The 14,040-nt window shown below is 63.9% G+C and carries 16 protein-coding genes and 1 pseudogene; 9 read left to right on the top strand and 8 right to left on the bottom strand.

The window, feature by feature from the left end; translation table 11 throughout:
- The first annotated feature begins 117 nt into the window (after positions 1-117).
- Positions 118-1,719 (top strand): FGGY-family carbohydrate kinase, encoded by a 1,602-nt coding sequence (locus tag AC0NIL_RS15025; RefSeq protein ID WP_473572143.1) that lies wholly within the window; start codon positions 118-120, stop codon positions 1,717-1,719.
- A gap of 140 nt (positions 1,720-1,859) precedes the next feature.
- A complete protein-coding gene (locus tag AC0NIL_RS15030) occupies positions 1,860-2,891 on the top strand; it encodes a cupin domain-containing protein (RefSeq protein ID WP_473572142.1) in 1,032 nt (343 codons plus the stop codon).
- A 9-nt stretch (positions 2,892-2,900) separates the two neighbouring features.
- Here the strand turns inward: AC0NIL_RS15030 and dinB are convergent, their stop codons facing one another.
- The gene (dinB, locus tag AC0NIL_RS15035; RefSeq protein WP_473572140.1) at positions 2,901-4,148 is read right to left on the bottom strand and encodes a DNA polymerase IV; all 1,248 of its coding nucleotides are present in this window, start codon (positions 4,146-4,148) and stop codon (positions 2,901-2,903) included.
- A gap of 121 nt (positions 4,149-4,269) precedes the next feature.
- The gene (locus AC0NIL_RS15040; RefSeq protein ID WP_473572139.1) at positions 4,270-4,686 is read right to left on the bottom strand and encodes a winged helix-turn-helix transcriptional regulator; all 417 of its coding nucleotides are present in this window, start codon (positions 4,684-4,686) and stop codon (positions 4,270-4,272) included.
- Between the two features lie 103 nt (positions 4,687-4,789).
- Between AC0NIL_RS15040 and AC0NIL_RS15045 the strand changes: the two genes are divergently transcribed.
- Positions 4,790-5,389 (top strand): dihydrofolate reductase family protein, encoded by a 600-nt coding sequence (locus tag AC0NIL_RS15045; protein WP_027160767.1) that lies wholly within the window; start codon positions 4,790-4,792, stop codon positions 5,387-5,389.
- A 24-nt stretch (positions 5,390-5,413) separates the two neighbouring features.
- Here AC0NIL_RS15045 and AC0NIL_RS15050 read toward each other — a convergent pair whose 3' ends face one another.
- The 4 genes and pseudogenes from AC0NIL_RS15050 to ada form a co-directional block, all read right to left on the bottom strand.
- Complete coding sequence (locus AC0NIL_RS15050) at positions 5,414-6,157, bottom strand: 2OG-Fe(II) oxygenase (RefSeq protein ID WP_473572137.1); 744 nt, start codon at positions 6,155-6,157, stop codon at positions 5,414-5,416.
- Positions 6,154-6,708, bottom strand: coding sequence for a methylated-DNA--[protein]-cysteine S-methyltransferase (locus tag AC0NIL_RS15055; protein ID WP_027160765.1), 555 nt, complete (start codon positions 6,706-6,708; stop codon positions 6,154-6,156). Before AC0NIL_RS15055 ends, AC0NIL_RS15050 begins: the two co-directional genes overlap by 4 nt.
- 151 nt (positions 6,709-6,859) lie before the next feature.
- Positions 6,860-7,087, bottom strand: a complete 228-nt coding sequence (locus tag AC0NIL_RS15060) for a hypothetical protein (protein ID WP_024501644.1) — start codon at positions 7,085-7,087, stop codon at positions 6,860-6,862.
- Between the two features lie 12 nt (positions 7,088-7,099).
- Positions 7,100-8,210 (bottom strand): annotated as a pseudogene (ada, locus tag AC0NIL_RS15065) (bifunctional DNA-binding transcriptional regulator/O6-methylguanine-DNA methyltransferase Ada).
- Between the two features lie 130 nt (positions 8,211-8,340).
- Between ada and AC0NIL_RS15070 the strand changes: the two are divergent.
- The gene (locus AC0NIL_RS15070) at positions 8,341-8,637 is read left to right on the top strand and encodes a type II toxin-antitoxin system HigB family toxin (protein ID WP_013530736.1); all 297 of its coding nucleotides are present in this window, start codon (positions 8,341-8,343) and stop codon (positions 8,635-8,637) included.
- A complete protein-coding gene (locus AC0NIL_RS15075; protein WP_024501642.1) occupies positions 8,637-9,035 on the top strand; it encodes a helix-turn-helix domain-containing protein in 399 nt (132 codons plus the stop codon). The genes AC0NIL_RS15070 and AC0NIL_RS15075 overlap by 1 nt, the downstream gene beginning before the upstream one ends.
- Before the next feature lie 15 nt (positions 9,036-9,050).
- Here the strand turns inward: AC0NIL_RS15075 and AC0NIL_RS15080 are convergent, their stop codons facing one another.
- A complete protein-coding gene (locus AC0NIL_RS15080) occupies positions 9,051-9,743 on the bottom strand; it encodes a winged helix-turn-helix transcriptional regulator (RefSeq protein WP_024501641.1) in 693 nt (230 codons plus the stop codon).
- Between the two features lie 176 nt (positions 9,744-9,919).
- On the opposite strand from AC0NIL_RS15080, the gene AC0NIL_RS15085 reads away from it, so the two are divergent.
- Both AC0NIL_RS15085 and AC0NIL_RS15090 read left to right on the top strand, forming a co-directional pair.
- Positions 9,920-10,246: a DUF1330 domain-containing protein gene (locus AC0NIL_RS15085; protein ID WP_013530739.1), complete on the top strand. Its 327-nt coding sequence runs from the start codon at positions 9,920-9,922 to the stop codon at positions 10,244-10,246.
- A gap of 121 nt (positions 10,247-10,367) precedes the next feature.
- A complete protein-coding gene (locus AC0NIL_RS15090; protein WP_174564969.1) occupies positions 10,368-10,904 on the top strand; it encodes a hypothetical protein in 537 nt (178 codons plus the stop codon).
- A gap of 60 nt (positions 10,905-10,964) precedes the next feature.
- Here the strand turns inward: AC0NIL_RS15090 and AC0NIL_RS15095 are convergent, their stop codons facing one another.
- On the bottom strand, positions 10,965-11,414 hold the full coding sequence (locus AC0NIL_RS15095) for an ester cyclase (RefSeq protein ID WP_473572134.1): 450 nt from the start codon (positions 11,412-11,414) through the stop codon (positions 10,965-10,967).
- A gap of 255 nt (positions 11,415-11,669) precedes the next feature.
- Between AC0NIL_RS15095 and AC0NIL_RS15100 the strand changes: the two genes are divergently transcribed.
- Positions 11,670-11,771 (top strand): putative RiPP precursor, encoded by a 102-nt coding sequence (locus tag AC0NIL_RS15100; protein WP_473572132.1) that lies wholly within the window; start codon positions 11,670-11,672, stop codon positions 11,769-11,771.
- Positions 11,772-11,909: 138 nt separating this feature from the next.
- Positions 11,910-14,027, top strand: a complete 2,118-nt coding sequence (locus AC0NIL_RS15105; protein ID WP_473572130.1) for an EAL domain-containing protein — start codon at positions 11,910-11,912, stop codon at positions 14,025-14,027.
- Positions 14,028-14,040: the final 13 nt, after the last annotated feature.

The raw sequence follows: 14,040 nt of genomic DNA on the forward strand, positions 1-14,040 counted from the left end.
GGGCAGTAGGGCAGTAGGGCAGTAGGGCAGTATGATTGCTCTGCCGTTCAATGCCCGGGCCCGAGCCAAGCCACCATCTCCTATTCCCGTACTGCCTTAAACCGAAGGTTTCCCCCAATGTCCCACTTCCTCGGCATCGACGTCGGCACCGGCAGCGCGCGGGCCGGGGTGTTCGACCACATGGGAAACCTGCTTGCCTCGGCCAAACGGGACATCGAGGTCTGGCGCGAGGCCGGCGACATTGTCGAGCAGTCGAGCAACGACATCTGGCGGGCGGTTTGCGCGGCCACGCGTGAAGCGGTCGCGCAATCGGGCGTGGCGCCCGAGGCGATCGCCGGCATCGGCTTCGACGCCACCTGTTCGCTGGTGGTGCTGGGCGAGGGCGGCGTGCCGCTGCCGGTAAGCAAGTCCGCCAATCCGGAACGCAACATCATCGTCTGGATGGATCATCGCGCGGTCGAGCAGACGCGCGGCATCAATCGCAGTGGCGAGGCGGTGCTGAACTACGTCGGCGGCGTCATCTCGCCGGAGATGGAAACGCCGAAACTCTTGTGGCTGGCCGAAAACCTGCCCGCCACTTTCGACGCCGCCTGGCAGTTCATGGACCTCGCCGATTTCCTCACCTGGCGGGCGACCGGCAGCCTTGCCCGTTCGGTCTGCACGGTGACCTGCAAATGGACCTATCTGGCGCATGAGAGCCGCTGGGACGAGACGTATTTCCGCAAGATCGGCCTCGGCGCTCTGGCCGACGAGGCATTCACGCGCATCGGCACCGAGATCGTGCCGGCCGGTGCCGCACTCGGCGGCGGATTGACCGCGCAGGCAGCAGCAGACCTTGGTCTCAACCCCGGCACCGCGGTGGCGGCTGGGCTGATCGACGCGCATGCCGGGGGCGTCGGCACGGTCGGCGCGCGCGGCGATTTCGGCAGCGTGCTGTCGCGCATGGCCTATGTCTTCGGCACCTCGGCCTGCACAATGTCGTCGACCGCCGAGCCGGCCTTCGTCGACGGTGTCTGGGGTCCGTATTTCTCGGCCATGGTGCCGGGCCTGTGGCTGAACGAGGGCGGCCAGTCGGCAGCTGGTGCTGCGATTGATCATCTGGTGCGCATGCATCCTGCAGCCGGCGAAGCGACCGCCAAAGCGCAAGCCGAGGGGCTCAGTCTCAGCGCCTGGCTGTCGCTGCAGGCGCAAAGCCGCAATGGAGCCGCGGCCACGCCGGCCCTGGTCGGCGGCATCCATGTCGTGCCGGAGTTCCTCGGCAACCGCGCGCCCTTCGCCGACCCGGACGCGCGCGCGCTGATCGCCGGGCTCGATCTCGACACCAGCCTCGACAGCCTGGTCGGGCTCTATGTCGCCGGGGTCTGCGGGCTGGGCTACGGCGCGCGCCAGATCGTGCAGGCCGAACATCAGAAAGGCATTGCCGTCGACACCATCGTGGTCAGTGGCGGCGCCGGCCAAAGCCCGCTGGTGCGCCAACTGCTGGCCGACACCACAGGCATGGTGGTGGTGGCCTCGACCTCGCCGGAACCGGTGCTGCTCGGCTCGGCGATGCTGGGCGCGGTCGCCGCCGGTGCCTACAAGGATGTGGCGGCGGCGATGGCCGGCATGTCGGAACTCGGCGAGGTCTATCATCCTGACCCTACGTTGGCCGGCTGGCATGCCAAACGCTTCGCGGCGTTCGAATTGCTGCAGCAGGCGGGCAAGGCCATCCGAGGCTGAAGCGCGCGGCTCCTGTCGAGCCATGTCAGGAGCGTAGCGAACACCGCTTGGCGGTTTAGCCGGAAGCTGGCAGCTTTGTTCCGTCGTGGACCCTCCAGCAGCACGCGACGAGGGCAGGGCGACAGGATCAGGAGGCCCTAATGGTGGACGAAGCTAAACCGCCGCTACCATTCGCATCGGATGAGGTGCCGTGGACGGAATGGTCCGACGTGCCACGGTTCGGCCTGCGCTACCGGCATTTGTCGCTGGCCGCCCTTGGCGAAAAACACCGTGTCGGCGTGGCAATCGAGGAGCTTCCGGCTGGCAAGCAGTCCTCGCCGGCGCATTACCATATTTTCGAGGAAGAGCATGTCTTCATCCTCGAAGGGGCGCTTACCGCGTATGTCGGCGACGCGGCCTATGCAATGAAGGCCGGCGACTACATCTGCTTTCCCGCCGGTGCCGCGGCGGGGCATTGTCTGATCAATACCAGCGACGCACTGTGCCGCTATGTCATCGTCGGCGAGCGCAACCCGAATGAAGTGGTCGTCTACACCGCCTCCAACAAGGTGCTGGTACGCGCCCTGGGCCGCCGCGCGATCTTCGATCTCGCTGCAAACCGAAGCTACTGGGACGGCGAGAACACCGGCCTTGCCGCCGGCGATCCGCTGCCGTCGGATGTGACGGCCGGTGTCACCAAACCCCCAGCCGCGCCGATCCCGCCGATCGCCAGCGATGCTGTCGAATGGAAGGTCGAGGGCGAAGGTCCGCGGTTCGGCGGCCGGTCCAGGCACCTGACTTATGCCGCGCTGGGACGCTCCGACTATCATGTCGGCATGCTGATCGAAGCGCCGGCGCCCGGCATGCGCCTGGCGCCCCGGCACTATCACATGCTGGAAGAGGAGCATGCGCTGATCCTGGAAGGGGAGGTGACGCTGCTGCTTGGCGAGGAGCGCCACGAAATGAAAGCCGGCGACTATGTCTGCTTTCCGGCCGGCCTGGCGGTCGGGCATTCCTTCCTCAACAGCGGCACGGGGCCGTGCCGCTACCTGATGATCGGCGAGAAAAATCCCAACGAGGTCTGCGTCTATCCAGATTCCAACAAGATGGCGGTCGACGCCTTGCGCCGGCGCGACGGCATTTTCGACATGGGAGCGGTGAGGCGGTACTGGGACGGCGAAGAGATGGAGTAGCCCCCGGCTTCACAGCTCCTTCTCCGCCAACTCCCTGAATTCGTCGGGAACCGAGCGCGCCGCCTCCAGTGCCACGGTGCCGTAGCCGACCGCCTGTTTGCCGAAGCGCTCGCGGATCTTGTCGATGGCGCGATCGGCGTCGAAGCGTGCTAGGCCCTTCTTCGTGCCGGGCCGGCGCCTCTCGTCGGCGAGGCCAAGCGGCAGGTCGAGCTGCAACTCGAAGCTTTCCTCAAGATGCGAGACCGAGATCGCCAGCAGCGAGATCATTTTCTCCTGTGGATTGTCGGCAAGCACGCCGCGCACCAGATCGCCGGCGATCTCGGCCAGCATCGCGGTCGCCGAGATCGGCTGGTCAAGCGTGATCGAGCGGGTGACGGCTCTGAGATCGGCAAAGCGCACGCGTACCGTCACCGTGCGGCCGGGCCTTGCCTTGGCGCGCAGCCGACTGGCGACGCGGTCGGCCAGATGCAGCAGTGTCGGCACGATGACCCGTGCCATAGCCGGCTTCTGGCCAAGCGCCGATTGGGCGCCGGCCGAATGCGCGCGGCGCTTCGTCTCCAGCTTTCGCGGATCGCGGTTCCAGGACAGGGCGGCGAGCTTTTCGCCGGCGGCGGGACCGAGCAGGCGCGTCAGCGCGCCGCGATGCGTCCTGGCCAGTTGACCGATGGTCTCGACGCCGATCTCGGCCAGCCGCGCCCTGGTCGCCGGGCCGACGCCCCACATCAGTCCGACCGGCAGATCATGCAGGAAGGCGAGTTCGGTGCCGGGTTCGACGACCACCAGCCCGTCGGGTTTGGCGACCTGCGAGGCGATCTTGGCCAGATGCTTGGTGCGCGCCACGCCGATCGAGATCGGCAGGCCGAGTTCGGCCCGCACACGGCGGCGGATGGTTGTCGCGATCTCCTGCGGCGAGCCGAACAGATGCGTGCAGCCGGCGACGTCGGCAAACGCCTCGTCGATGGAAATGCGCTCGACTACAGGCGTAAAATCGTCGAGCACCTTGATCGCCGCATCGCCCAGCCGCTGGTAATGGCTGAAATTGCCGCCGACGAAGATCAAATGCGGGCAGAGTTCGCGCGCCTTGCGCCCCGGCATGCCGCCACGCACGCCGAAGGCGCGCGCCTCATAGGAAGCGGCGAGCACGACGCCGCCGCCCAACGCGATCGGCTTGCCGCGCAGCGACGGATCGAGCAACTGCTCGACAGAGGCGTAGAAAGCGTCGAGATCGGCATGCAGGATGGTGGCTGTCGTTTCCATCGACCGCACATCCGCAGTTGCTGATAGAATAGAACAAATAAAGAACAAAGATGGATGGTTGTCAAGCGAAGAGCGATTGGGTGCGGCAACAGCCATGCCGGTTCGGCTTGAACGCAACCGCCTAGACACTATGCTCCGTTCGCAGCGCCGCTTTCATCTTTTCCAGCGCTGCTTCGCCGCCTGCCGCCAACTGATCGGCAATCCTGGCCAATCTCTCGTCGGCCTTGCGGTGCCTGCTGCCCCAGGCGCCGAGCGTCGCCAGCACCGGCAATAGGTCGATGCCTGCTTCGGTCAGCCGGTAGACCGTTCTCAAGCCATGCGTCGGGTCGTCGCTTCTGGTGAGGATGCCTTCGTCCTGAAGCGTTTGCAGTCGCTCGGCCAGCGTGCGCGAGGAGATGCCTTCGTCGGATTGCAGGAATTCGCGAAAGTGCTTTTTCCCGGCGAAGACCATGTCGCGGATGATGAGCAGCGTCCAGCGGTCGCCGATGAGTTCGAGCGACAGGTTGATCGGGCAGTCGGATTTTTCGCGCGTCGCCATCTATGGTTCCATTTCTAAATCACTTTACTATTGACATCGTTTTGGCTTTGCGTCAACAGTTCCAAATGTAAACTGTTTTGCGATAGCCGTGAGGAGAATGACGGTGAAAAAGCTGGTCCTGCAGATGCAGATGTCGGTCGACGGCTTTGTCGGCGCCACCGAGGACCATTCCTGGCAGCTCTGGGAGTGGGGTGACGAGAGCGCTTGGGACGATGAGCTGAAGCAGGACTTCAACGCTGTCTTCACAGGCGTCGATACCATCCTGCTCAGCCGCAAGATGGCGCAGGAGGGCTATCTCACCCATTGGGGCAATGCCGCCAAGAAGTTTCCGCACGATCCGTTCTACGCCTTTGCGCAACGCATCGTCGACGCCCGCAAGGTGGTGCTCAGTGATAAGTTCAAGCAATCGGCCGGGGAGCCGGTCTGGGAGCGCACGAGCGTGGCCAGCGGCGACCTGCCGCGCGAAGTCAATGCGCTGAAAGCGGGCGAGGGCGGCGACATGGCCGTGTTCGGCGGCGCCGGTTTCGCCTCGGCGCTGATCGCGGCCGGGCTGGTCGACGAGTTTCAGCTTTTCATCAACCCGGCGGTGCTGGGTGCGGGCCGCCGGATTTTTGATCAGGGCGGTTTTAGAAACCTGCGGCTGCTCGGCTCGAAGGCCTATGACTGTGGCATGGTGGTCAGTCGCTATGCACCGGCGGGGTGAGGGGGACCTCCATCTTCTCCCTGCTCACTTCGCATCGTGAAAAATAATCCCGACCGTATGCCGCATGCCTGAGCGGAGCCGGCTGACGCCGTGGCGCAAATTGACGCGGTAGTTGCCCTTGGTTTCCTGTACCGGCCGGTTGTGGACGGCGAAGACAACGGCATCGCCCTGGCGCAGCGGCACCACTTCGACGCGGCTCTGCATGCGCGGCCGCTGCTCGGTCAGCGCGAACTCACCGCCGGTGAAATCCTGGCCCGGCTCGGAGAGCAGGATCGCCACCTGCAGCGGAAAGGCGAGGTCGCCATAGAGATCCTGATGCAGGCAGTTGAAGTCGCCAGGCACATATTGCAGCAGCAGCGGCGTCGGCCGCGTCTGGCCGGCGGCATGACACTGATCGAGAAACGCGGCATGCGTCGCGGGATAACGCATGGCCTGCCCCATCCGCTCGCTCCACCGGTTGGCGACCTCGGCCAGCCTGGGATAGAGCGCGCTGCGCAGGCCACCCAGCAGGTCGGGCAAGGGATAGCGGAAGTAGCGGTACTCGCCCTTGCCGAAGCCATGCCTGGCCATATGGATGTGGCTGCGGAAATGCTTCTCCTCGGGATAGAGGCCCGCGATCTGCCGGCACTCTTCGGGCGACAGCAGCTTTTCAATCACCGCGCAGCCGAAGCCGTCGAGTTCGGCGGCAAGGGCGGGCCAGTCGTAACCCGCGACACGCGTCTGAGCAGCTTCAACCGCCGATGCGGCAACCCTGGCATGGGCATTCATATCGTAGCCTCCTTGTCGATCAGAGCGCGCTTGCGCTCGACGCCCCAGCGGTAGCCCGACAGCGTGCCGTCGGCGCGGACAACACGGTGGCAGGGAATGCCCAGCGCAATCGCGTTGGCCGCACAGGCCGTCGCCACGGCACGGGCGCCGTCCGGCTGGCCGAGGCGCTGGGCCAGCGCGGCGTAGGTGATGGTGGCGCCGCACGGGATGCCTCGGAGCGCCTCCCACACGCGCTGCTGGAATGGCGTGCCGCGGCGCAGGTCGAGCGGCAGGTCGAGGCCGACGCCAGGTATTTCGACGAAGCGCGCGATTGCCGCGAGATCGTCGCGCAAGGTGGCCCCGTCTTCGACCAGTAGCTTGCCCGGGAAGCGATGGCCAAGATCCCGCTCCAGTGTGTCGGCGTCCGAGCCGATCAGGATGGCGCAGACGCCGATAGCGCTGCGTGCCGCCAGGATTTTACCGATCGGGGATTCGCCGATGGCGTAGGTTATGATATCGAGGGCGGCGAGCTTGGTGACTGTCGCCGGAATATTGGTTTGTACGAGGTTCATTGCCTTCACTCCTTTTGTCTGTGCCTGAACCCTAGCCACCTACCAGCCGTGTCTCACTCCGGTGCTTGCTTTCAAATTCGAATCCCCAAGGCAGGTGCTCTACGGCGCCGTAGAGCGCTGATTTGGATCATTGGCACTTGGCCTGAGGATGTCATGCGACACGGGTGACGGAAATTTCGCCCAGCATGAACACTTCGCCTGATGACAGGCGCAACTCAACCTCGCCGGTTGCGGTGCGGCTCCATTCGGCTTTGCCATCATCGACCATCTGGCCGATGGCGGTCATCACCCGTGATTTCGCGTCAGGGGCGCGGCGGCTGCCGGCAGCTTGGGTCTGGATGTTCGCATCGGTGGTGGGAGACCTTGCCATCGCGCGCATTGCCGGTCCTCGTCAGGCCCGCACCGACCGGTTGGCATTGTCGGACGCTGCCTCGCGGTCGAGCAGTGCGCGCTTGCGCTCCGCGCCCCAGGCGTAGCCGGAAAGTGCGCCGTCCTTGCGGATGACGCGGTGGCAGGGAATGGCGACGGCAAGATTGTTGGCGGCGCAGGCGGCGGCGATGGCGCGGGTCGCCTTAGGTGCGCCTATGCGATGCGCCATCTCGGCATAGGAAACCGTTTGGCCGGCGGGGATGGCGCGCAAGGCCTGCCAGACGCGCTGCTGGAACGCCGTGCCGCGGACGTCGAGCGGCAGGTCGAGGCCGAGCGCTGGAGCCTCGACGAAACCGACGACGCGGGCGACCAGCGCCTCGTAGTCGCGGTCGCCACCGATCAGCCGTGCCCTGGGGAAACGATCCTGCAGGTCGCGCACCAGCGCGTCGGGATCGTCTCCGAGCAGGATCGAGGCGACGCCCTTCTGGCTGGACGCGACCAGGATGGTGCCGAGCGAGGTCTCGCCAACGGCGAAGCGGATCTCTTCGTCGGCGCCACCGGCGCGATAGCGCGTCGGCGTCATGCCGAGCATGCCAGTGGATTTCTCGTAAAAACGCCCGCTCGAATTGAAACCGGCATCGTAGATCGCAGCCGTCACGCTGGTGCCGTCTTCCAGGCCCTGGCGGACCCTGGCGGCGCGGTGCGCGGCGGCATAGTCCTTCGGCGTCAATCCGGTGACCGCCTTGAAGATGCGGTGGAAATAACCGGCGCTGCGGCCGGCGGCATCAGCCAATTCAGCGAGCGAGGGTTCTTCCTCGCTCTGCTCGATCCTGCGGCAGGCAGCGGCGACCATCGCCGCGTTGCCGGCCTCGAGCGACGGGCCATGTGGATCGCAGCGCCGGCACGGGCGAAAACCGGTCGCCCTGGCCTGGTCCAGCGTGTCGTGCAACTGCACATTTTTCGGATTGGCGCGCCGAGACGGACAGGAAGGCCGGCAATAGACGCCCGTCGTCGCCACCGAATACCAGAATGCGCCGTCGGCGGATTTGTCGCGCGACGATGCGCGCCCAGCGCGGATCGTCGGTGATTTGCAGCGGCGCGGACTTCAGATTCTTGGCCAGGGTGATGAACATGACCGCATTGAAGCCACCACAAGCCGGCCCCGCCACCCGTTTCCTGACAAGTGCCTGGAGAACCTCACTTGCCTTTCCCAATTTGGGAAAAACCTCTTGTTCCCAATTTGGGAATTTGCTATATCAGGTCATGCAGATAATTGCCAAGAAGGCGCTGAAGGATTTTTGGGCAAAACACAATCAGGCCGAAGCTCCTTTGACGGCTTGGTATGTGGCTGTCGGGAATGCTGATTGGAAGACCCCGGCTGACGTCAAGGATGCGTTTGGAGCGACAGTCGATTTCGTCGGTGACAATCGCATCATTTTCGACATTAGCGGCAACAAGTATCGTTTGATTGTCCACGTCGCCTACAAGTTTCACCGCGTTCTGATCAAATTCGTCGGCACGCACAAAGAGTATGACAAGATTGATCCGGAGAAGGTGTGATGGAAAACATTCGACCCATTAAAACCGAAGCCGATTACGATTGGGCGATCGCCGAAATCACTAAATATTTCGAAAATGAGCCGGAGGTCGGCTCTCTCGATGGTGACCGGTTCGACGTTCTCGCAACCCTGATCGAGGCTTATGAGGATAAGCACTACCCGATTGAAGCACCGGATCCCGTTGAAGCCATTCATTCGCACATGGAACTGTTCAACCTGTCGCGGAAGGCGCTGGCCGAGGTGATCGGATCATCACCCCGGGCGACCGAGGTGTTGAACAAAAAGCGCGCACTCACCCTGGATATGGTCTTCAAACTGAACAAGGAATGGAAAATTCCCGCCGAAGTCCTCGTGCAACCCTATCACCTTGCAAATGACAGGGGCCGCAGGCGCGCCTAACATGCACCGATTCTCCTAAGCCGCGCGCTTGGGTTCCACCGCGAACGGGCTGAGGCCGAGCCAGGTCTGCATCTTCCTGCCGATGGCCTGGTCGCCGGTCAGGGCAACCCTGGCGCCGGCCTTCTCGACGGTCAGCACTCCCATCCAGATCGCCGTCATCGTGTGCAGGTCGGTCGAGACGTAGAGATCGACATCGAAGCCGGGATCGTACCAGCACAGATCGACTTCACCGTGCTTCTCGACGATCAGCCACCACGACCGTTTGGACGCCGGGAGATCCTGATACAGGAATTGTATCACCGTGCGCCCTTCAGGCAGCGGCGAGGGGTTTAGATTGCGCCGCATGTCCCACATCAGCAACGACGGATCGAGGTTCTTCAGCGACAGCCGGGACTCGACCCATTTCTGCCCCCAGAAGCCCATCGCCTCGACGACAGGACGCAAATCCCGGCCGGCTTCCGTCAGCCGATATTCGAAGATGCCTTTTTCGCCCGGCACTTCCTTGCGCTCGACGATCCCGGCGATCTCAAGTTCCTTCAGCCGTTGCGACAGAAGGGTCGGCGACATTTTGGGGACGCCGCGGCGAAGATCATTGAAGCGGGTCGAGCCGGCCACCAGTTCACGCATCAGCACCATGGTCCAGCGGGTGCACAGCACCTCAGCGGCCATCGATAGCGGACAGAATTGTTTGTATCCGTGCTGGCTCATGATTGGTGCCTCTCCCTCAAACCTGACCGAATATTAGGCCTTCATGAATGAAGCGGCCAGTACGGAAACTGTACTGCCCCGGTACAGATCGCGGACTGGTTGGCGAGGGTCCTGCCATGCGAGCCTTTTGGCCGGTTGCACGGGATACGCCTGTGCACCGCAACCAGGAGACCACCATGACCGCCTACGTTATCGCAGACATCAAGATAAACGACCCGCAGTGGGTGCCGGCTTACGCCGCCTCGGTGCACGATCTCGTCCACAAGCATGGCGGCAGATATCTGTCGCGCAGCGGCAATGTGAAAACGCTTGAAGGCAAGCCGCTCGATACCACGCTGATCGCGCTGATGGCGTTCCCGTCGGAAGCGGCGGCGCGCGCCTTCACCACCGATCCTGCCTACGCGCCCTTCGTCTCGGCCCGTCAGGACGGCAGCGACAGCCGTTTCCAGATGATCGACAACACCGATCTGGCCGGAACGATCCCGTATCTGCCGAAGGGATGATCCTTTTCGGTAGCCGTTACATCAATTTCGGGATCTCCAAGCAACAACAGCCACAGCGCTTGCCTGCCGGGCCTCCGTATTTTCGGCGGCCGGCCAGCTGTGCTTTTTCAAGAAGAATGGAATGAAGATGATATCAAACTTTCGCAGCGGACTTCTTATGGCAGGGACCATGCTGGCAATCTGCACCACCCTCGCGCAGGCGCATCAGGAGCCGGCTGAAGCTGCCTCCGGCCCCAACCCGCTGGCCGACAAGGTGCGGGCTGTCAACAGCCGGTTTGTCGACGTCAAGGCAGCGGTATCAGAGGGCTATGCGCCTATTCCTTGTGCCAGCGGCATCACCGGCGGCGCCATGGGCATCCACTATGTCAACGGCCAGTATCTGAAGGACGACAAGATCGACATCGCCCGTCCCGAAGCTGTGATGTACGAGCCGATGGCCGATGGCACGCTGAAGCTGGTGGCGGTCGAGTACATCACTTCGAAAGGACCGGCATCGTTGGACGGCCAGCTGTTCAACTTCAACAGCGCCCCCAACCGTTATGGCCTGGGTGAATTCTACGAGCTGCATGTCTGGGCCTGGAAAGGGAACCCGACAGGCACGTTCGCCGACATGAATCCGAAAGTGTCATGCGAGCACGCAATGGCGCCGAGCCAATAAGCAATGAGGCCAGGCGGCATTGACGCCGCCTGGCCCGAACGATCGTTTTGCCTGATCGCCTCAGGCGGTCTTGATCAGACCGAGCTGGGTGAGGACGGCGACGCCGTCATCGAGGCCGATTTCCTCGACGATCCTGCCGTCAACCACCTTCAGCACCGTGGTGCCGGTGAAGCGCATGGTGCGGCCGGTGGCGGCCGGCAGCGAACCGACGAGGAAGTCGCCGAAGGCTGGGCCGGTATGCGTGCCGCCGCCCTCCCACTGGCCGACGACATAGTCGCCCTCGGCAATCAGGTCGGCGGTGGCCCAGAAGTTGAGGTCCGGGAAGGCGGCGCGGAAGTCGGTCATGAAGGCCTTGATGTCGTCGCGGCCGCGGCGCGGCTCGTGCAGCGAATATTTCAGCAGCATGTCGGGTGCCGTGATCTCGTCGACGACGGACAGATCGCAACGTTCACCCCAGAAGTGGGTGAACCATCTGACGACGACGGCCTTGTTGTCTTCTTGCTTGGTCATTGGAAGGTCCTTGTTGTTGTCGTGCATGGGATCATCGGCGCCGCCGATGATCCAGGGGTCACCGGCTTGCGCCGCTGACCTGGGCAGCAGTAGGACGATCCGCCAGACACAAAACTCCGGTTCCTGCCGGCCAATCGAAAAGGCGGGTTCGGCGCCGGGCAGGGCCGCCTGGGCCGGAACCCGTTCCGCTGAGCCCAAGCATGGCTGCCCCGCCTCAGCTAGACCCTGGAAATCGGATGGCCACGGGAGAAGGCGATGGCAATGAAGAAGACCTATGAAAAGCGGAGGCTCGAGAAGCGCGAAAGACTGTCCGGCGTGACGGCGGGCAATGTCGTGTCGTCGACCTGGGGAAATTGACGGCTGCCTGGAGTAGTTCGGTACGGCCTTGATGAACAGGGGCTCCCAATCAGACGTCGACAACTCCGCCCGCGCGGTAACTGTTTCTTCTCTGGTTTTGCCGCAGATTGCGCCGCGGTGGAGCAGGCGAAGCAGACGATGGCGCGTCAGGGTAAGAAAAGTCGCAATGGAACGTTCTGGGCAAAAGCCCTGGAGCGCGCGCATCTTGGCGTCTGGGACTGGGATCTTGTGACCGGCGACTGCTTTTATTCCGCGACCTGGGCGCGGATGCTAGGCTACGATGAGAGCGAATTGGCCAACACCAGCGACCTTTGGCTGCAACTGACCCATCCCGACGACCGCGAGCGGGCGCTGGCCAGCGGCGACCGCCACATTGCCGGCCTGACCGACGCCATCGAGACCGAATTGCGGCTGAAGCACAAGCAGGGACATTGGGTGTGGGTGCTCGATCGCGGCGGCGTCGTCGAGCGCGACGCGATGGGAAAGCCGCTCAGGCTGATGGGTGTGCAGACCGACATCTCCAAGCAGAAGGCCGCCGAGGCCGAACTCGAGCAGGTCAATGTGCGCTTTCGCCTGGCGCTCGCCGCCAGCGGCACCGGCATCTGGCACCACGACCTCGCGGGCGGCAAAAGTTATTGGGACGAACGCACCAGGGAGATTTTCGGGCTCGTCTCCGACACCGCCGAAGTCGAGCGCGACCACTGGTTCGGCTATCTGCATCCGGACGACAAGGAGGCCGCGTCGCGCGCGCATCTGGTGCCGCTCGAAACGGACAAGGTCACCGCCGTGCAATACCGCATCGTGCGGCGCGACGGAGAGGTCCGGCACATAGAATCCCTGCTGCGTTTCATCGCCGACCCGCAAATCCGGGACCGCCGGCTGGCGGGGCAGATCCTGGGCACGGTGCGCGATATCACCGAAGACAAGCAGCGCGAGCAGGAGCTTGCCTATGCGGCCCGCCATGACGCGCTCACCGGTCTCTTGAACCGCGCCGCGTTCGACCGGCTGCTGGCCGATCATATCGCGGCCGCGCAGTTGCTGCCGCTTTCCGTGTTCTATGTCGATCTCGACTACTTCAAGGCACTCAACGATTTTGCCGGCCACGCGGCCGGCGACCTGGCACTGAAAAGCGTTGCGCAAGGCATTCTGGGCTGCCTTCCCGCGACGGCGCATGCCGCGCGCCTGGGCGGTGACGAGTTCGCGCTGCTGATGCCCAATTGCGATGCGGCGCAGGCCGGGCGGCTGGCCGACGCGGTACTTGCCGCGGTTCGCGATGCCGAACTTGGATCGACGGCCACGTCGCGCAAGCTGGCGGCCTCGATCGGTATCGCTTTCGTCGATGACGCCGACACGACGGTGGCCGACGCGCTGGCCTGTGCCGACGACGCCTGCTACGCGGCCAAGGCCGCCGGGCGAAACCGATTTGCCGTCTTCTCCACCGATACGGCATCGGGTTCGGGTGGCCTCAACGCGGCGCGCATCGTCGCCGATACGGTCGATGCCATGGAAGACGGCAGGCTGAATCTGTTTGGCCAGGAAATCCATCTTCTGGGCCGCCCCTGGCAGGAAAGCCGTCATGTCGAAGTCTTGGCCAGGCTCGCCGCACGCAACGGCCGGCTGGTGCCACCCGGCGAGTTCATTCCGGTGGCCGAGCGGTTCGGCATCGCGTCGCGGCTCGATCGCTGGATCATCCGCACCGCGCTGTCGCGGCATGGTGCCGCCTTGCGTTCGGGGGCGCTGACGCTTGGCTTCAATCTGTCGGCGCAGACGCTGAGCGATCCGCAGCTTTGGGACTTCGTCGACAGCGTCATAGAAGAAACCGGGGCGCCGCATTCGGGCATCGGCTTCGAGATCACCGAAACCGCCGCCGTCACCAATTTCGATGCCGCCGAACAGTTCGTGCGCAAGGCGCGCGAGCGGCGCTGCCGGGTCGGCCTCGACGATTTCGGAGCCGGCATGAGCTCGTTCGAATATCTCCGGCGGTTCCCCGTCGACACGATCAAGATCGACGGTTCCTTCATCGAGCACATCACGCAAAGCCGCTTCGACCGCGAGATCGTGCTGGCCATCACCAGCATTGCCCGTAGCCTCGGTTGCGACGTGGTCGGTGAGAAGATCGAACGGCAGGACACGCTGGCCATGTTGAGCGACATGGGGGTCGCCTTCGGCCAGGGATTTTTGCTGCACCGGCCGGAGCCGCTCGAGCGAATTGTCGCGCGCGCAACCAAGGGAGCGACGGCCCGCAAGGCATCGTGATCCGGGTGCGGCG

The sequence above is a fragment of the Mesorhizobium sp. WSM1343 genome (assembly GCF_055901535.1).